Below are 17,127 nucleotides of genomic sequence, written 5' to 3'. Positions count from 1 at the left end.
CAGAACGATGGTACAATCTTTAAGTAAGCGCTTGCATTTTGTTGTTTTAAAAGATCTACTTTTTGATTAATTGCTCACCTCTTTAATTTTAGTTTTCAAGCTCTTTAACGCTTCACATTAGTAAACTTTGAGGCAAAGGTTTTCATTTCCCCTCGATACTATCCCTTCTTCCAGGGAATGAACATGTAAATTTCCGTCTTTTTCCACCAAAATACCGATTTCTTCGTTCGTGATCTCTAACACAAGTCTCACAAGGGATCGGATGACAGTTCAAAAGGTAATAAAATCCCTTTTCATACGAGGGTCATTCAGGTACAATAGGGCGATGTGTGTGTCCGGACCAGGCGGATACGAATTACGAAGTATAGAGGACGATTCGGTTCTAACCGATCATCCTGATTTGATTATTTGGAGGCTCATCAACACCATGCAAACCGATTCACAGACTAAAGTCAAAATCATAAACGCCGATCCCAGCGCGATGGGATTATTTGGGTTGGCCATCGTCACTCTGGTCGCTTCCTCCCAAAAGCTTGGCATTACAGACGGCCTTAGCTATGCCATTCCTTGGGCAATCTTCCTGGGTGCCTTTGCCCAGTTGTTCGCATGCATTCAGGATTCCAAACGCAACAATACGTTCGGCACAACTGCCTTCGGCGCATACGCATTCTTCTGGTTCGCCATGGGCGCCAACTGGCTGATCAAAATGGGCGTGTTCGGCTCCACTCTGGCAGAACAAGCAGATGGCAAGCAGCTCGGATTTGCTTTTGCCGGATATCTTGTGTTCACCCTGTTTATGACACTGGGTGCCGTGGAAGCCAACAAAGTGCTGCTCATCATATTCATTCTCATCGACTTCCTGTTCCTTGGTCTGACCTTTGACGCTTTCGGCGTAGCTCCTCATATCTTCCATACCATCGCAGCATATGCTGAAATGGGAATTGGAATCGTGTCCTTGTACGGCACAGGCGCTTCTGTACTGAATGCTCATTTTGGCTACACGTTCTTGCCGATCGGCAAGCCGTCCGGCATTTTCAGACCCAAGGCTTAATATACAGCATCAAACCGCCCGCGCGCCGGTCCGCGCCAGGCGGTTTTTTTTGAATTATGCCTTCAATTGAATATCCATTTGACGGACACCTATACTAGAACTAACATATAGAGACGATGGACCCGGCAATCTTTCAGAGTGCATTAGCCATACTGTCAGGAGGAAAAAGTGGATGAGAGAGATACCTAAACCTACAGAGTTTGACCAAATAGAGAAAAAATACATGCGGGAGACACGTTGTTTCAAGACGGCAAGAGTGTTCCCTACTGATGTCAACAATCATAACACGTTATTTGGCGGAAAACTCATGTCCTACATCGATGACATCGCGTCCATTACAGCATCCAAGTTGTGCAGGGTAAATACCGTCACAGCTTCAACCGATTCAGTCGATTTCCTGTATCCGATTAACCCGACAGATTCGGTGACGTTGGAATCCTTTGCTTCCTGGACGGGACGAAGCTCAATGGAGATTTTTGTGAAGGTGATCCGTGAAGACCTCAAGACCGGGGAAAAGAAGATTGCGGCGACCGCATTCCTCACCTTTGTCGCTTTGGACGAAAATAACCGTAAACTCATCGTACCCCGCATCATTCCGGAGACGGAAGAAGAGAAGAAATTATACGAGACAGCTCCAGCCCGGGCTGCCATGCGGAAACAACGGCGGGAAGAAAGCAAAAAATTTGCCGACTTCCTTACCGTTACCTACCCTTGGGAATAAGAGAAATCACTCCAGCTTCACAAATCCAGGGGTCATTCAACATGCTTATCTGGACGATGCCGGAAATGTGGATATTGCTCTGCTATCCGGCAGTTCGCCGCCCATGGCGACACACCACTGTTGATAGATGCGATAGGCAGCGCCGCTCTCCAGCAACCCCTGGCATGTATAGATACCTTCTTCTATCGAATTGACACGCCCCGTCGCATATAGACGGAATCCGCCATTCAACAGAACCTGGTTCACAAAAGCGATATGCCCATTCCCGCTTAACACGGCTTCACCTACTTCAAGCTGTTTGGCTGCCGTCCACACCAGCTCCGGTGCAGGAATATCCAGGTCATAGGCGGCCGGGTCTACCAATTCAAGCCTCATTTCGCCCTGTTCCACGGCATAGACCCGAGTTGGCCGATCGATATACAGGTCTTCCGAACCCTCCATCCCCTGTACAACATAAGCACGACGATACTGGAAACGGGTGAGCAGCTTGGAAATCCGATCCAGAAACGTATTATGAAATACACCAAAAACCAAATATGGCGATTGGTTAAAATTAATCAGTTTCTCCGCCGTGTTCAGAACTGTACGAAATCCAAGCTCTTCCCGCAAAGGACGGAGTTGCCGGAGAGGGGCGCACCACTCCTCGGATGAAACATACATCACTCCGGTACGCAGGGCAGCACTTCTGGCATCTTCACGATCCATCTCCCATGTATTAATCCCCGCTTTTCTTAACAAAACCGATAACGTAACTCCCCACTTCGGTGGCAGAGGTTCACTTCCATGCAATGTCACCGGAAGGCCTGCAGCAGCGAGCACAAACGCAGTCGGAAATGTGGCCATAAAGGACTTGGTGCGTCCATCATACGGGCCAGCACAATCCAGTCCGTCCCGAAATATGGACAGACGCTCCGCATGGTTCTGGCAAGCATGAACAAACGCTTCAAGCTCTTCGACATTTTCCATCTTCATTCGCTCAGCCATAAGAAAGGCAGCCGTCTGGGCAGGCGATACCTCCTGTCTGAGAATTTTTTCTGCTACAGCCAGTGCCTCCGCATAATGCAGATCACGCGAGCCTCGTTTCCCTCGCCCGACTTCCCTGAGTATCTCGGACATATCCACAAAAAAAACTCCTTCCCATTAAGACTGGAGCAGTTGATGCGCCTTCACAATGGCTGTTGCCACATCCACCATCCGTTTACGTTCATCCATCGCTTTCTTGCGCAGCAAGTCATAGGCCTCCGATTCGGAAATCTGCTTCAGATCACACAGGATTGCTTTGGCCATATCAATCCATTTCCGGTCCTCCAGCCTGGATTGCAGCTGCTTGCGCTCCTGCTCCCACTGCTTGCGTTCCATATAACGCTTGGCTGCAAAATGAAGGGTCCAGTGAATCTCCGGCCCGCTCATGGAGGGGGTGAGTATTCCGTCAAAGGACGTCTCCACCTCGCAAGATTCTGCCGAAGAAGAGGCCGTATCCGGGGCACACCACCAGAGCAGTGGCGTGTCCGACTTCCCCTTTCCCAGAGATTGCCCCCAATATTCCATGTCTGCCAGAGACAAATGAAGGATGGATGCGTCAGCTCCGCCAGCCAACTTCAGCGCCTCCGTCTCACTGTCTGTCACCTGCACATGATACCCATTCGCTCCCAGTAGTTTCTCCGGTGTCAGAGGGATTGCATCAATCGAGGCAGATAGTGTTGGCTGAACACGGATGACCAATAAAGATCGCATGATGGATCAATCCCTCCCTATTACATTTGGCATACTCAGATAAAAGGGGAGCATTGTCTGTTCTCTGCCCCGCACTTATGTCACATTACCTCACAAAATAAACAAATCTGTATTTGATGACATCCATTGTTGAAGTGAATCTATGTCGTTCGCTCATAATGTCGATAAACACATGTAAACATAATTAACTTTAAATTTCAAATACTTTTTTATGTTAACTATATTGACATGGAGAGACGGATCTTTTATAGTTAGGCCATAACAACTCCATATTTGAATCGATCACAGCTACAACGGCGTAGCTGGTTGAAACGGCAATGAAGCCTGTTTTGCAATCTCGGAGCAAGGGATGCGTATGTGTATGCGCAGTCCTCCGAGGCATAACAGGCTTTTTCTATTTTAGAGCAATGTTTTGGGCATTTAGCAGAATGGAACCAAGGGGGCTAACTACAATGAGTACAACGAAAAAATTGGTACTGGTCGGCAATGGCATGGCAGGAATCCGAACCATTGAACATATTCTCAAGCTCGCACCACACGCTTATGAAATCACCGTCTTCGGCGCTGAGCCGCATCCCAACTACAATCGCATTATGCTCTCCTCTGTCCTCGCAGGTGGCACGAGTATTGAAGATATTGTGATCAATGATTGGAGCTGGTACGAAGACAATGGCATTCAGGTATACCCGGGTGACCCTGTCATCCAGATTGATGCCAATCGCAAGGAGGTTGTATCCCGGAATGGTGTACGCGCAACCTACGATGAGCTGATTATGGCGACAGGCTCTCAAGCCTTCATCCTGCCACTCCCGGGAGCGGACAAAGAAGGCGTGATCGGTTTCCGGGACATCAAGGACTGCGAGACGATGATGGCAGCATCGAGAACGTATCGCAAAGCCGCCGTCATTGGAGGTGGCCTGCTTGGACTGGAAGCTGCGCGGGGCCTGCTCAATCTGGGCATGGACGTGACGGTCATCCACATTAACGGACATCTGATGGACCGGAATCTGGATTTGCCAGCAGGTCTAATGCTCCAGCGGGAGCTTGAGGAGCAGGGTATGAAGTTCCTTTTGAACAAACATACCGAAGAAATCACAGGCAAACATCGGGTCAAAGCCATTCGATTCACAGACCAAACGGTGCTTGAAGCCGATCTGGTCGTCATGGCCGTCGGAATAAGGCCCCAGGTTGAACTGGCCCGTCAGGCGGGCCTGGACGTGAGCCGAGGTGTCATCGTGGATGATTATATGAACACCAGCATACCTGGCATCTCGGCTGTGGGCGAATGCGCAGAGCACCGCGGGATTGCATATGGACTGGTGGCTCCATTATATGAGCAAGGCATGGTACTGGCGAAGCGTCTTGCGGGTGCGGCAACGGAAGGTTATGAAGGATCTGTGACTTCGACGAAGCTGAAAGTATCCGGTGTAGACGTCTTCTCCGCAGGACAGTTCAAGGATTCAGCGGACACCCGCAGCATTCGTATACAGGACGACGTGGATGGTGTCTACAAAAAGATGGTCCTGAAAGACGGAAAGCTGATTGGAGCTGTATTGTTTGGCGATACAACAGATGGTGCATCCCTTTTCTCCCTCATTAAAAGTGGTGAGAACATTAGTGGACGCGAAAAAGAAATATTGCTCGGCGTACCCTCAGGTTCCGGTTCAGGCTCTGGTCCATCCATTGCTGAACGCATGGCAAGTATGCCAGATGAAGAGATCGTCTGTGGATGTAATGGTGTTACCAAAGCTGCCATCGGTGATGCTGTGCTGAACAAAGGATGCAACACACTCGGAGCCATTAAGTCCTGTACCAAAGCCTCAGCTTCCTGCGGTGGATGCAAACCGATTGTGGAATCATTGCTTGTCCATTATGCAGGCGATGCTGTGGGTGAACAGGTGAAAGAAGGCATCTGTGGCTGTACTTCCTATGACCGTGATGAGATTGTTTCCCAGATTAAGGAGATGGGACTGAAAACCGTAAAGGAAGTTATGAATGTACTCGGTTGGAATGAGCCTGAAGGCTGCTCCAAATGCCGTCCATCCCTCAACTATTATCTCGGCATGATCTGGCCGACCGAATATGAGGATGAGCGGGTATCCAAATTCACAAATGAGAGGTATCACGCCAACATCCAGAAAGACGGCACGTATTCCGTTATTCCACGGATCTATGGCGGTGTCACTTCCCCGGCAGAGTTGATGAAGATTGCCGCAGTTGCGGAGAAATACGACGTACCCATGGTGAAATTCACGGGTGGGCAACGGCTCGATCTGCTCGGTGTACAGAAGGAAAATCTGCCGAAGATTTGGGAAGAGCTTGATATGCCTTCCGGCTTCGGTTATGGCAAGGCATTGCGAACCGTCAAGACATGTGTGGGCAACACTTTCTGTCGATTCGGAACACAGGACTCCATTGAGATGGGCATTCGTCTGGAGAAAAAACTCGACAAGATGGTCGCTCCTGCCAAAGTGAAACTCGCTGTCTCAGGTTGTCCACGGAACTGTGCAGAGGCCACGATTAAGGATCTGGGTGTTGTTGCAATTGACGGAGCATGGGAACTGCATGTCGGTGGCAACGGTGGAGTTAAGGTCCGTGCAGCCGAGCTGTTATGTACGGTGAAGACTGACGCTGAAGTGGAAGAGTGGACTTACGCCTACCTTCAATACTATAGAGAGAATGCACGATGGAATGAGAGAACAGCGGCTTGGATTGAACGGGTCGGTCTGGATCATGTAAAAAAAGCACTGGAAGACCGCGACGTACGTCTCGCACTGGTAGAAAGACTTGAATTAACCCTGGGGCGTACCGTCGATCCATGGAAAGAAATCATTGATAACGAAAAATTGCGTAAAAACTTCACTCCCTTGACTGATGCACAGCCGACAGCCCACTAGAAGAGGAGGACCAGCCATGAATAAATTACGAATTGGACATCTTACGGATATTGATGAGAAAGGATCACGAACATTTAAGGTACAGGATACTGAAATAGCTGTTTTCAAATTGAGTGACGGAAGTCTGCACGCTGTAGAGAATCGCTGCCCTCACAAGGGCGGCAGACTGTCCGAAGGCATGGTATGCGGGACGGCAGTCCATTGCCCCCTGCATGATTGGAAGATTGATCTTCGCAGCGGCAAGGTACACGAACCGGATGAAGGTTGTCTGAACACGTACCCGACAGAAGTGGATGGAAACAGCGGGGAAATCTACATCACCGTTGCAGGTTAAAGGTTAAGTTACCCTGACATCAAGGAGGAATACGCTATGGATTTTGTTAAACCGGCAGAAGTATTGCAATCAATGGTCGAGGCAGGAGAAAGCAAAGCCAGAATGAACCCGGTACAGCTGCTGATCCGAGGTTTTTTGGCGGGAGCTATCCTTGCTTTTGCAACAACCCTGGCGTATACCGCTGTATCTCAAACTTCCGTTGGTTTGGCAGGTGCATTGATTTTCCCAGCGGGGTTCGTCATTATCATTCTGCTGGGGCTTGAACTCGTAACCGGGAGCTTTGCCCTGATCCCGCTCGCAGTGATGAAGCGCAAAGTCAGTGTGATGGATATGCTGAGCAATTACTTCTGGGTCATTGCAGGCCATGTGATCGGATGTTTATTCTATGCTCTATTATATGGGCTGACTCTTACCAAAATGGGGACAGACATGAGCAACCCGCTCATCCAAACGCTGATCCAGACCAGTGAAGCCAAAACATTGGGGTATCAACACCTGGGCGGAGCAGGTATCGTTCTTGTGGTCATCAAAGCGATTCTATGTAACTGGATGGTCACGCTCGGAGCGGTCATGGCGATGACCTCCACTTCCACGCTCGGTAAAATTGCAGCGATGTGGCTGCCCATTACTATCTTTTTCGCACAAGGTTTCGAACACGCTGTAGTGAATATGTTTGTCATTCCGGCAGGCATGATGCTGGGCGCCGATGTCAGTATCGCAGACTGGTGGCTGTGGAATCAGATTCCCGTGCTGTTGGGCAACTTCATTGGCGGTGCAATATTCACAGGATTTGGCCTTTATGCAGCTCATAGATGGGGAAGTCCTGCCAAGCTTTCATCCACGCTGGCAACCATTCCGGGTGGCCGTTCAGGACTAGCCAGTCCTGATACTGCATCCAAGCTGGGGACACCATCATGAGCCGGGGCCTGGTAAGTATCGTTGGTGCAGGTCCTGGAGATCCTGAGCTGATTACGGTAAAAGCCCTGAAACGCATCCAGTCCGCAGATGTCATCCTGTATGATCGACTTGTTAATGAGCAGTTGCTTGCCGAAGCCCGTGAAGGCGCGCTCCGAATTTACTGCGGCAAAGCTCCGGGTCTGCATTCAATGACTCAGGAAATGATCGGACGTATATTGGCCGCGCATGCTGCAGAAGGCAAACAGGTGGTTCGACTCAAGGGCGGCGATCCATTCATCTTTGGGCGTGGAGGTGAGGAAGCCATTGTACTTGCACAAGCGGGAATTCAATTCGAAGTTATTCCGGGTATCACTTCAGCTGTGGGGACATCCGCTTCATCTCTTATTCCGTTAACACATCGCGGAGCGGCTTCATCCTTCGCATGTGTAACCGGAACCGGGAGTGACGGAAACGTATCCTCTGTCCGCTGGGACCTGCTCGCCCATAGTGTAGACACCCTGGTGATCTACATGGGCATCAGTCAATTGCCCCAGATTCAGCACGAATTGCTTCACCATGGCAAAAGCGGCTGCACACCAGCGGCGCTGATAGAACGAGGTACCACCTCGCAGGAGCGAATTATTACAGGTACACTTGCCGAACTTCATTCACTCGCCCTGTCGCAAAACGTGAGTAATCCGGCGCTAATTATGATTGGAGAGGCCGTCCATGTACGCGAACAGGTCCTTCAACTTCAGCAGACGGCTAACGCCTCCCTGACAGGGTAACCGAAATCTTCCATAGCTAATCCAACATCATACGTTCATGAATCGTCCGACCCTTCTGCCCTGGTTCAATCAGCAGACGGGTCGGTTTGATGTTAATTAGCGCTGTCAGCTGCTCCCCCATGTAATGCGCCGAATATTTAAACCCGATCTCGGCCCAATGCATAATGACGCCGACCGTTGCTGAAACAAGATAACTCAGCATAATATCATAATTAATGGTATATTCGCTGTCTTCAGTTACGAGAATGAAGTCTTCCGTTAAATAGGTGCGGAACATGTTGCTTAACCGGGAAGCCATATCACTGTGCATCGTCATTAAGGCCCGAAAAATATCCTGATGAGCTTCGATATATTCAAACACCGGCATCGTGGATGGCAGCAATGCCGTCATGTCCACCTCCTTCAACTTCGCGTAAGGCTCCGCATAGGCTTGTCCCACGCCCTGCATGAAATCATCCAAAATGAATTGCAGCAGCTCCGGTTTGCCAGGGAAATGCAAATAAAAAGTTCCCCGATTATAGTCCGCCCGCTCCGTAATATCACGGATAGTAACGGCGTCAGCTCCCTTTTCCAATATCAATGTAACCGTCGCCGCAATGATGGCATCCTGCGTTCTTCGTGCTCTCCGGTCCTGGGGATGTTCGATAATCAACATTTCCACCTCCTTTGTCCATTATTGTAACCTAAATGAACACCGCTTACATCTCTGTCCGATAGCAGACATATGCGCTGTCAATGATGATTGTCACATTCCTATGCATATCTTAACATTAAGACAGGAACGATAGACCACAGGTTGAATGGTTTCTTTTCATTCACCTGATCTCAATTCATAAGGAGCGAACAAATCATGAGTACAACATATACCCAAACAGCCGTCATTACTGGAGCAGCCGGAGGCATTGGTAAAGAATTGGCACGCCGTCTCGCTGAACGCAAAATTAATCTGGTACTGGTCGATCTGAACGAAGACGCCATTCAGCAAACCATTACAGATCTGGGTCTCGACAAAGAGCACGTTATTGCGGTAAAAGCGAACGTATCTCAGGAAGCAGACGTAAAAAACTATGTGCAGCAAGCACTTGATACGTTTGGCCGAATCGATTATTTTGCCAACAACGCCGGGATTGAAGGTCCAACCGGACTGATCGAAGACCTGAGCGTTGAAGCACTCGACCTTGTATATAACGTCAACGTGCGGGGCGTATTCCTTGGCTTGCAGAATGTGATTCCAGTCATGAAAAAACAAAAATCCGGTGCAATTCTGAATACATCTTCCCTTGCAGGACTTATGGGCGCTCCTGCCGTATCTCCATATATCATGTCCAAACATGCCGTTGTTGGTCTTACCCGTACAGCAGCAAATGAACTTGCGCCTTACGGCATCCGGGTTAACGCCGTATTGCCAGGAACCATTAACACACGCATGATGCGTCAAATTGAAGCGAACTCCGGTAATGTGGAAGATTATCAATCCGCTACCGTAGCCAGCATTCCGATGGGCCGCTACGGTGAGCCGGAAGAAGTCGCAGCAATCATGAATTTCCTGCTGTCCGAAGAGGCTTCCTATGTGACAGCTTCACTCTACACTGTAGATGGCGGTATGATGGGTCAATAAAAAGCTGTACCGATGGGCGATCCGAAAGGACGTGTGCGAAGCCCGGCCGGTACAAACTAAAAAAGACCTCAACACCACAATAACGTGGAGTTTGAGGTCTCTTTTCTAACTAGTCCTACAGAATCCAGGAAACCTTATAACGGTCGATAGAGCTTAGTTCCCGAACTATCGAACCTCAGACACGCTAATTCCGCAGATAAGCTGCAATTGCACCGAAAAACCACAGAAAGCGAGAGAATAACGTCACTCGGATTCGTTAAATGATCAGACAAGTGATAAATGCCTGAATAGCCTCAATCAGGTTCGTTAGATGTTTGCCTTCTTAATCCACGTAGCCTGCATGGCCTTTTTCCATTAAGTAGTCCATCTCGGCATCCAGAATGCCTTCAACGGTCAGTTCATCCAGCTTCACATCTTTGCGGCTTAGAATATAGTCGGCCAGATCATCACCGTCGATATCCACGTCACCTTTGGCATTTTCATGCGCCTTGTTGATGTAAGCTTGCTCATGCTTCAGAACAAGGGCGATATTCGCTTGGCTCGCCTTGGTCTTCTCTGCAATATACTCCATCATTTCCTGTTCATTAATCGCATTCGATTCAGTCACGTTCTGTCAGCTCCTTGATTCATACATTCTGTTGCCATTGTAGCATAGGTTAACCCATTACAGGCAGAACTTATGCTTGACGATCGTTAACTCTTTTTCCAGTCCCGTATTCCCGTAATTGAAAAAATCACTTCATCTCCAGCTTTAGGACAAGCGGACGTAGAATGTTGCACTTTCACCTACAACACTTCGAGCGTAGATCTCGCCCTTGTGCTGCTCCACAATCGAACGGGCAATCGCAAGACCCAGTCCGTGTCCACCATGTTTCCGCGCTCTGGAAGCATCCGTACGATAAAATCGATCAAAAATCCGGTCCAGATGTTCCGGCGCGATGCCGTCCCCTGTATTGGAAACCGCCAGCACAACCTCATGATTCTGTTTCTTCAGTGATACATTGACCGAACCTTTGGCTCTGGAATATTTCACGGCATTATCCAGCAGGATCAGAATGACCTGTTTAATCTGTTCGCTGTTCCCATGCACCGTGAGCTGTGGTTCAATGCTGTAATCCAGTGATATATTTTTCTCGAAAATGACAGCTTCCATCGTCAGAATAATCGTTTCGACCGCATCACTCATATTAAATTTGGAGTGAATCATCGAGGCACGCGAATCGTCAATCTGAGTCAGATATAACAGATCATTTGTCAGTCCCGACATCCGCTCTGTCTCTGACTTGATGTAATGCAGCCATTTGGCCTGATTTTCAATCGTATCCTCCCGGTTCGCGAGAAGTACGTCTGTATTGGTGTTAATAATCGCAAGCGGCGTTTTCAGCTCATGCGAGGCGTCGGCAATAAACTGTTTCTGCTTCTCAAATGCTTCCTTCACCGGAGCAATGGAACGATTGGCGAAATAACGGCTTAGGAAGTAGATGACGATGACCATGAACAATCCGACAACGGCAAACGTATAGATCAGGTTCGTGAGGATACCCTGTTGGGCCGTCACATCGATGAAAACAATCATGTGCCCCTCGCTGCTCGGATCGATCACATAAGCCCAATCTGTTCCATCCAGTGAGAATTGGCCAGTCTTTCGGTCCCTGTCATCCACTTTATCGACCTTTTGCAGTGCTTCGGCATAGAACGTCTCCTCCATATCAAACCTGGAGTTCGTATCCGTGATCTTCCATGCACTGTCAGTCTTGATCATAAACGATACGGAACGCCCCGGCGGTGAGTTCGGATCTCCTCCTGGCGCTCCATTACCAATGGAATCCGACGGTAGTGACCCCGTCCCTGAATCCCTGTCATCGCCGCGCGGCATCTTGCTGGAGTTGTACGGACCATGATAGAAATCGGACACTTTGAACAGCTCCATGTTGGTTTCACGCTGTACATTCTGGTACGTAATGATATAGATCGTTGCAAAAGCAACCAGCATCATAATCGAAATGGATACCAGATTCACAATCAGAAATCGATTTCTGAGCTTCTTGAACATCAGGACGTCACCTCAAGTACATACCCCACCCCACGAATCGTATTAATGCGAACTGCAGAGTTCAAGAAGGTCAACTTTTTACGTAAAAACGAGATGTACACCTCCACGTTGTTATACTCCACTTCCGAATCGAATCCCCACAGCTTCTCAATAATCTGCTCTTTGGAAGTAATGGCCTGTTTGCGCGTGATCAGCAGTTCCAGCAGTTCATTTTCCTTCAGATTCAGCTTGATCTCCTTGCCTTGAACACTCAACTTCAGTTGCGTGGTGTTCAGTTCGATATCACCGAACTTCAGTCCATCCTCTGGGACGACTTCTCCCTTCCTTCTCAGGGCTGCCCGAATCCGGGCAAGCAGTTCCTCTGTTGCAAACGGTTTTGCGATATAGTCATCAGCGCCATAATCCAATCCGGTAACCTTGTCCGACAGCTCTCCTTTGGCCGTCAGGAGAATAACCGGGGTATGATTTCCTTCGCTGCGCAGTTTCCTCAATACGGTGATTCCGTCCATTTCCGGCATCATGATATCAAGCAGCAGCAGATCATAGATGCCGCTTAGGGCATAGTCCAGTCCCGTTCTCCCGTCATGGACTATGTCCACGGAGTAATTGTTTTTCTTCAATATTTGTGACACGGCTTCCGCCAAATGAACCTCATCTTCCGCAATAAGTATTCTCATCGGTTCTTCATTCCTCTGCATGAATTGGTTTCGAAATATTTCAATCTATTATACCAACGATTATATCAACGGAACCTTGAATCAATCTTAATTCATTTTTTCCGAGAACTATTAAAGGAAGGTAAAAAAAGATCAACGGAATGTAAAATCATTTAAGATTCATTCAAGGTTGGCCCTCTAAGATACAGACATGGAAGCAATACACGATGAGACAAAACATACAAAACATGGACGAAAGGACTGAACCCGAATGGCCATTGAAGTATTCAACCGATATGAGAGCAAATATCTCCTGACCGATGAGCAGTACGAGAACTTTTATGCTGACTTGTTGAAGTATATGGAGCTGGATGCTTATAACAAGAAACATGAGTTTTACTCCATCAGCAACCTGTACTTCGACACTCCGCATGACTCCCTGATCCGCGCCAGTCTCTCCAAACCAAAATACAAGGAGAAACTGAGACTGCGTGCTTACGGAGTTCCCGAAAAGAATGCCAAGGTGTATCTGGAGATCAAAAAGAAAGTGTTCGGCCTGGTGAACAAACGCAGAACTGCCCTGAAGCTGGATGAAGCCTATGAATTCGTTCAGACAGGCAAGGCGCCTGATCTCGCCGATTACATGAATAAACAGGTCGTTGAAGAGATCAAGTACTTCCTCCGACTGTACGACTTGGAACCTAAAGTGTATCTGGCCTATGAACGCAAAGCCTTGTTCGACAAGAACAGCCGCGATCTCCGCATTACCTTTGACACCAACATCCGCAGTCGCAGATATGATCTGAAACTGGAGCAGGGAGATTACGGTGAACCGCTGGTGAAAGACGGACGCTGGCTGATGGAAGTCAAAGCCGAAAAAACCGTTCCGATGTGGCTCTCCCAACTGTTATCCGAACACGGCCTATATCGTACCGGATTTTCGAAATACGGCAATGAGTACAGACATCTGGCAAGAACAACGAACCTGAATTACCAGACAGAACGTATACTCGTGCCGGGTACAGACTTCAGCCCATCCATAGAACACGAAAAAACAATCACAGAAAGAGAGCGTGTAGTATATGCTTGATTCCATTTTTAGCTCAGCACTAACCGACACCACCCTGACTTTTAGTAATGCGATTCTAACGATCGGTCTTGCCATCATCATGGGGGGCATCATCAGCCTGACGTACATGAAGACCAACCAGAGCACCTATTCACAAAGCTTCACACTAACCATGGTCGTACTTCCAGTCATTGTCGCCATTATCATTCTTCTGATCGGCAGCAACATTGCCCGGGCATTCAGCCTGGCGGGTGCCTTCTCCATCATCCGATTCCGAAGCGCACCTGGCGACCCGAAAGACATTGCTTATGTTCTGTTCACCATGGCTTCCGGTCTTGCCTGCGGTGTAGGCGCATTCGGTTATGCTGTAATGTTCACCATCATCCTGTGTGTATTGATGTTTGTTCTGAGCCGCTTCAACTTCGGCGGGAAGAAAGCCCAGCAAAAAACGCTGAAAGTCACTATTCCGGAAAACTTGAGCTATGAAGAAGCACTGAACGAAGTGTTCCATACATTCAACGTACCTTTTGATCTCAAAAAAATCAGAACGACCGAACTCGGCAGTCTGTACGAGCTTGTGTACAGTGTTACCATTCACGAGAGTGTAAGCCAAAAAGAATTTTTGGATGCGATTCGTACACGAAACGGCAATCTGGATATCTCGTTAACGATGAGTCCAACACCAGAATACTAATTTGAATTCGAAGGGAACGATATAAGATGAAAAAGAAAATTATAACTGGCAGCAAATTGTGGTCCATCGCAATGATTACGGCAATGGTCACGGCTTGCAGCGCTCCGGCTGCGACCAGCAGCACCGCAAATGCCGCAACGTCAACAACAGGAACAACCAAAACGGTGTCCGTCAGTGAGCAAACATCTGTGAAATACACTGATCTGGTGTCTATGGATGCTGATGATACCAATGTAAGCTGGAGTGCAACGGATTCCACAACGATTAAGCTGAACGGAACGACCGCCTCCATCACAGGGTCAGGTGCAAAAGCAGCCAACGGATCGGTAACCATCTCTGCAGCAGGTACCTATGTTCTTAGCGGCAAACTAACCGATGGGCAAATTGTGGTCAATGTTGCGGATAAAGGTACCGTACATCTCGTATTAAACGGGGCAACCATCAATGATAATGACAGTGCAGCCATCTATATCCAGAAAGCAGGCAAAGCCGTAATCACCCTGGAAGAAGGAACAGAAAATGCTGTTTCTGACGGCAAAACTTATGTATACGCCGATGATACAACGGATGAGCCTGACGCAGCCATTTTCAGTAAAGCGGACCTGACGTTCAATGGTACAGGCAAGCTGACGGTTACAGGTAACTACAATGAAGGCATTACGAGCAAAGATGATCTGAAAATCATTAGTGGCACAATTAACGTCAAATCCGCCGATGACGGTATCAAAGGTAAAGATATGGTCGCCATTCAAGCTGGCACGATTACCATTGATGCAGAAGGCGATGGCATCAAGTCGACAAACGATACGGACACCACCAAAGGATTCGTTGCCATTGCTGGGGGTACGTTTAACATCCAGAGCGGCAGCGACGGTATTCAAGCCGAAACCGCATTGGTCGCAGATGGCGGCACATATAATATCGTAACCGCAGGCGGCAGTGCCAATGCACCAGCCAAAGTAGAAGAAGGACCATTTGGCGGTGGCGGCGGATGGGGCGGCGGAACACCTCCAACCGATATGGGCACACCACCGGATGGAGAACCTCCTGCCGATATGCCGAGCAATGATGGAACGAATGCAACAGGTGCAGCACCATCCGGCTCCGCGAATGCAACAGCGCCTGCTGATTCCAATGCAGATGCGGACACAAGCGCAACAACAACAGAAGAAGAAACCACGAGTGCCAAAGCACTTAAGGCAGGAGCAGACCTTACCGTGAATGGCGGTACGTATACGATCGACTCCATGGACGATTCCCTGCACAGCAACAACAATGTGATCGTCAATGACGGGAAGTTCAGCATTGAATCCGGCGATGACGGCATTCATGCAGATCAGGCGCTTACGATTAACGGCGGAACCATTACCATTGCCAAGAGCTACGAAGGACTTGAAGGTGCAAACATCACCCTGAACGATGGGGATGTGGATGTGACTGCATCGGATGATGGCGTGAATGCATCTGGCGAAATCAATGCAACGGATGCGGATACTGCAACCACTACAGATGACAGTACTGAGGCAGCCGTTACAACTGCAGCTTCCAACATCTCTGTTACAGAGACGACAGGCACAACATCAACCACGGATCAAGCAGATCAACGTACAGACGCGAATAGTAAGACTCGCCCACAAGGCGGTGCTCCAGGTGGTATGCCGGGTGAATCCGCTGGAAACAGTGAGCTTCACATCAACGGCGGTGCTCTCACTGTAAATGCAGGTGGCGATGGACTGGATTCGAATGGCTCCATTTACATGACAGGCGGAACCGTCATTGTGAACGGCCCAACCGATAATGGCAACGGAGCACTGGATTACGATGGCGACTTCGAGATTAGCGGCGGATATCTGGTCTCAGCCGGCAGTTCCGGCATGGCTCAGGCAACATCTGAGGCATCGACTCAAAATACCATTGCCATGACGTTCCCTGAAACGCAAAAAGCAGGAACACTGGTACATGTGGAAGACAGCGAAGGAAACAACATTCTGACCTTTGCCCCAGCGAAAGATTATCAAACATTGGTTGTTAGCTCTCCGGATCTGAAAAAAGACGGTTCTTACGTGATCTATTCCGGCGGAACTTCGACTGGCACAGCAGTGGATGGACTTTATACCGACGGAACATATAGTGGTGGGACCAAAGTAGTTGCCTTCCAATCCACAAGCAATGTAACTTGGGTGAATGAATCCGGTGTAACCACTGCGAATTCAGGTATGGGTGGTCCAGGAGGAGGCCGTGGCCAAGGCGGATTCGGAGGCGGAAGAAACAGAACAGAGTCCGGTACATCGGGTACAACAACCGACACTACAGGCACAACCGATTCCACGAAATAAGTTAAGATTCAGGCCATTAAAGCTAATATAAATAGAGAATTAAAAAAGGGGATGTCCCATACGTCATGAATATGACGGGGGACATCCCTTATATCGCGCGGTGTAATGAAGGTTGGCATTTGACGATCCCAGCCGCGCGGCTGAGCAAGCAACGTTTTTTTTGTTCTAATGAACCCGGTACACGCTATTCGCTCCCATTTGCCCAGGTCTGAGATCTAACGAATCACAGAGACGTTATTTCATCAATTGGGTCGATTTTCTGAGTTCCAACCCCACATA

At 48.7% G+C, this 17,127-nt stretch carries 16 protein-coding genes; 10 read left to right on the top strand and 6 right to left on the bottom strand.

Features of this window, described 5'->3' with window-relative positions:
* The first annotated feature begins 427 nt into the window (after positions 1 to 427).
* Positions 428 to 1,051 (top strand): acetate uptake transporter, encoded by a 624-nt coding sequence (locus ACFTRD_RS21800; protein ID WP_062322933.1) that lies wholly within the window; start codon positions 428 to 430, stop codon positions 1,049 to 1,051.
* Between the two features lie 172 nt (positions 1,052 to 1,223).
* A complete protein-coding gene (locus ACFTRD_RS21795; RefSeq protein ID WP_379383682.1) occupies positions 1,224 to 1,772 on the top strand; it encodes an acyl-CoA thioesterase in 549 nt (182 codons plus the stop codon).
* Between the two features lie 45 nt (positions 1,773 to 1,817).
* On the opposite strand, the gene ACFTRD_RS21790 is transcribed toward ACFTRD_RS21795, so the two are convergent.
* Both ACFTRD_RS21790 and ACFTRD_RS21785 read right to left on the bottom strand, forming a co-directional pair.
* Complete coding sequence (locus ACFTRD_RS21790) at positions 1,818 to 2,894, bottom strand: anthranilate phosphoribosyltransferase (RefSeq protein ID WP_379383680.1); 1,077 nt, start codon at positions 2,892 to 2,894, stop codon at positions 1,818 to 1,820.
* A gap of 18 nt (positions 2,895 to 2,912) precedes the next feature.
* Positions 2,913 to 3,506 carry an ANTAR domain-containing response regulator gene (locus tag ACFTRD_RS21785; protein ID WP_379383678.1) on the bottom strand — a complete coding sequence of 198 codons (594 nt, stop codon included), beginning with the start codon at positions 3,504 to 3,506 and terminating at the stop codon, positions 2,913 to 2,915.
* Positions 3,507 to 3,958: 452 nt separating this feature from the next.
* Here ACFTRD_RS21785 and nirB point away from each other — a divergent pair, with 452 nt between their 5' ends.
* The 4 genes from nirB to cobA are packed head-to-tail and all read left to right on the top strand — an operon-like array spanning position 3,959 to position 8,422.
* Positions 3,959 to 6,403 carry a nitrite reductase large subunit NirB gene (gene nirB / locus ACFTRD_RS21780; protein ID WP_379383676.1) on the top strand — a complete coding sequence of 815 codons (2,445 nt, stop codon included), beginning with the start codon at positions 3,959 to 3,961 and terminating at the stop codon, positions 6,401 to 6,403.
* A 16-nt stretch (positions 6,404 to 6,419) separates the two neighbouring features.
* Positions 6,420 to 6,737 (top strand): nitrite reductase small subunit NirD, encoded by a 318-nt coding sequence (gene nirD / locus ACFTRD_RS21775; RefSeq protein ID WP_379383674.1) that lies wholly within the window; start codon positions 6,420 to 6,422, stop codon positions 6,735 to 6,737.
* Between the two features lie 36 nt (positions 6,738 to 6,773).
* Positions 6,774 to 7,655, top strand: a complete 882-nt coding sequence (locus tag ACFTRD_RS21770; RefSeq protein WP_379383672.1) for a formate/nitrite transporter family protein — start codon at positions 6,774 to 6,776, stop codon at positions 7,653 to 7,655.
* Complete coding sequence (gene cobA / locus ACFTRD_RS21765) at positions 7,652 to 8,422, top strand: uroporphyrinogen-III C-methyltransferase (RefSeq protein WP_379383670.1); 771 nt, start codon at positions 7,652 to 7,654, stop codon at positions 8,420 to 8,422. The genes ACFTRD_RS21770 and cobA overlap by 4 nt, the downstream gene beginning before the upstream one ends.
* Before the next feature lie 16 nt (positions 8,423 to 8,438).
* Here the strand turns inward: cobA and ACFTRD_RS21760 are convergent, their stop codons facing one another.
* Positions 8,439 to 9,077, bottom strand: coding sequence for a TetR/AcrR family transcriptional regulator (locus ACFTRD_RS21760; RefSeq protein ID WP_379383668.1), 639 nt, complete (start codon positions 9,075 to 9,077; stop codon positions 8,439 to 8,441).
* A 195-nt stretch (positions 9,078 to 9,272) separates the two neighbouring features.
* On the opposite strand from ACFTRD_RS21760, the gene ACFTRD_RS21755 reads away from it, so the two are divergent.
* Entirely contained in the window at positions 9,273 to 10,040 is a 768-nt protein-coding gene (locus tag ACFTRD_RS21755) for an SDR family NAD(P)-dependent oxidoreductase (RefSeq protein ID WP_192271785.1), read from the top strand.
* Positions 10,041 to 10,362: 322 nt separating this feature from the next.
* Here the strand turns inward: ACFTRD_RS21755 and ACFTRD_RS21750 are convergent, their stop codons facing one another.
* The 3 genes from ACFTRD_RS21750 to ACFTRD_RS21740 form a co-directional block, all read right to left on the bottom strand.
* On the bottom strand, positions 10,363 to 10,614 hold the full coding sequence (locus tag ACFTRD_RS21750; RefSeq protein ID WP_192272987.1) for a hypothetical protein: 252 nt from the start codon (positions 10,612 to 10,614) through the stop codon (positions 10,363 to 10,365).
* Between the two features lie 177 nt (positions 10,615 to 10,791).
* The gene (locus ACFTRD_RS21745) at positions 10,792 to 12,093 is read right to left on the bottom strand and encodes a sensor histidine kinase (protein ID WP_379383665.1); all 1,302 of its coding nucleotides are present in this window, start codon (positions 12,091 to 12,093) and stop codon (positions 10,792 to 10,794) included.
* Complete coding sequence (locus ACFTRD_RS21740; RefSeq protein ID WP_379383663.1) at positions 12,093 to 12,770, bottom strand: response regulator transcription factor; 678 nt, start codon at positions 12,768 to 12,770, stop codon at positions 12,093 to 12,095. Before ACFTRD_RS21740 ends, ACFTRD_RS21745 begins: the two co-directional genes overlap by 1 nt.
* Positions 12,771 to 13,020: 250 nt before the next feature.
* Here ACFTRD_RS21740 and ACFTRD_RS21735 point away from each other — a divergent pair, with 250 nt between their 5' ends.
* From ACFTRD_RS21735 to ACFTRD_RS21725, 3 genes are read left to right on the top strand one after another with little or no spacing between them, the layout of a single operon-like run.
* Positions 13,021 to 13,839, top strand: a complete 819-nt coding sequence (locus ACFTRD_RS21735; RefSeq protein ID WP_379383661.1) for a polyphosphate polymerase domain-containing protein — start codon at positions 13,021 to 13,023, stop codon at positions 13,837 to 13,839.
* Entirely contained in the window at positions 13,832 to 14,512 is a 681-nt protein-coding gene (locus ACFTRD_RS21730) for a DUF4956 domain-containing protein (protein WP_379383659.1), read from the top strand. The genes ACFTRD_RS21735 and ACFTRD_RS21730 overlap by 8 nt, the downstream gene beginning before the upstream one ends.
* Positions 14,513 to 14,538: 26 nt before the next feature.
* Positions 14,539 to 16,848: a carbohydrate-binding domain-containing protein gene (locus ACFTRD_RS21725; RefSeq protein WP_379383657.1), complete on the top strand. Its 2,310-nt coding sequence runs from the start codon at positions 14,539 to 14,541 to the stop codon at positions 16,846 to 16,848.
* Positions 16,849 to 17,127: the final 279 nt, after the last annotated feature.

Source organism: Paenibacillus sp. NPDC056933, from assembly GCF_042674385.1.
Lineage (GTDB): Bacteria > Bacillota > Bacilli > Paenibacillales > Paenibacillaceae > Paenibacillus.
The sequence above is the reverse complement of the archived record's forward strand: the minus strand, read 5'-3'. Positions and strand labels throughout refer to the sequence as shown.

What these genes read in the sequence shown, in the direction of transcription:
- ACFTRD_RS21785 (WP_379383678.1), bottom strand. Translation starts at nt 3,506, where the DNA reads ATGCGATCTTTATTGGTCATCCGTGTTCAGCCAACACTATCTGCCTCG.
- ACFTRD_RS21755 (WP_192271785.1), top strand. Translation starts at nt 9,273, where the DNA reads ATGAGTACAACATATACCCAAACAGCCGTCATTACTGGAGCAGCCGGA.
- ACFTRD_RS21760 (WP_379383668.1), bottom strand. Translation starts at nt 9,077, where the DNA reads ATGTTGATTATCGAACATCCCCAGGACCGGAGAGCACGAAGAACGCAG.
- ACFTRD_RS21725 (WP_379383657.1), top strand. Translation starts at nt 14,539, where the DNA reads ATGAAAAAGAAAATTATAACTGGCAGCAAATTGTGGTCCATCGCAATG.
- ACFTRD_RS21800 (WP_062322933.1), top strand. Translation starts at nt 428, where the DNA reads ATGCAAACCGATTCACAGACTAAAGTCAAAATCATAAACGCCGATCCC.
- ACFTRD_RS21745 (WP_379383665.1), bottom strand. Translation starts at nt 12,093, where the DNA reads ATGTTCAAGAAGCTCAGAAATCGATTTCTGATTGTGAATCTGGTATCC.
- nirB (WP_379383676.1), top strand. Translation starts at nt 3,959, where the DNA reads ATGAGTACAACGAAAAAATTGGTACTGGTCGGCAATGGCATGGCAGGA.
- ACFTRD_RS21770 (WP_379383672.1), top strand. Translation starts at nt 6,774, where the DNA reads ATGGATTTTGTTAAACCGGCAGAAGTATTGCAATCAATGGTCGAGGCA.
- nirD (WP_379383674.1), top strand. Translation starts at nt 6,420, where the DNA reads ATGAATAAATTACGAATTGGACATCTTACGGATATTGATGAGAAAGGA.
- ACFTRD_RS21740 (WP_379383663.1), bottom strand. Translation starts at nt 12,770, where the DNA reads ATGAGAATACTTATTGCGGAAGATGAGGTTCATTTGGCGGAAGCCGTG.
- ACFTRD_RS21730 (WP_379383659.1), top strand. Translation starts at nt 13,832, where the DNA reads ATGCTTGATTCCATTTTTAGCTCAGCACTAACCGACACCACCCTGACT.
- cobA (WP_379383670.1), top strand. Translation starts at nt 7,652, where the DNA reads ATGAGCCGGGGCCTGGTAAGTATCGTTGGTGCAGGTCCTGGAGATCCT.
- ACFTRD_RS21750 (WP_192272987.1), bottom strand. Translation starts at nt 10,614, where the DNA reads ATGATGGAGTATATTGCAGAGAAGACCAAGGCGAGCCAAGCGAATATC.
- ACFTRD_RS21735 (WP_379383661.1), top strand. Translation starts at nt 13,021, where the DNA reads ATGGCCATTGAAGTATTCAACCGATATGAGAGCAAATATCTCCTGACC.
- ACFTRD_RS21795 (WP_379383682.1), top strand. Translation starts at nt 1,224, where the DNA reads ATGAGAGAGATACCTAAACCTACAGAGTTTGACCAAATAGAGAAAAAA.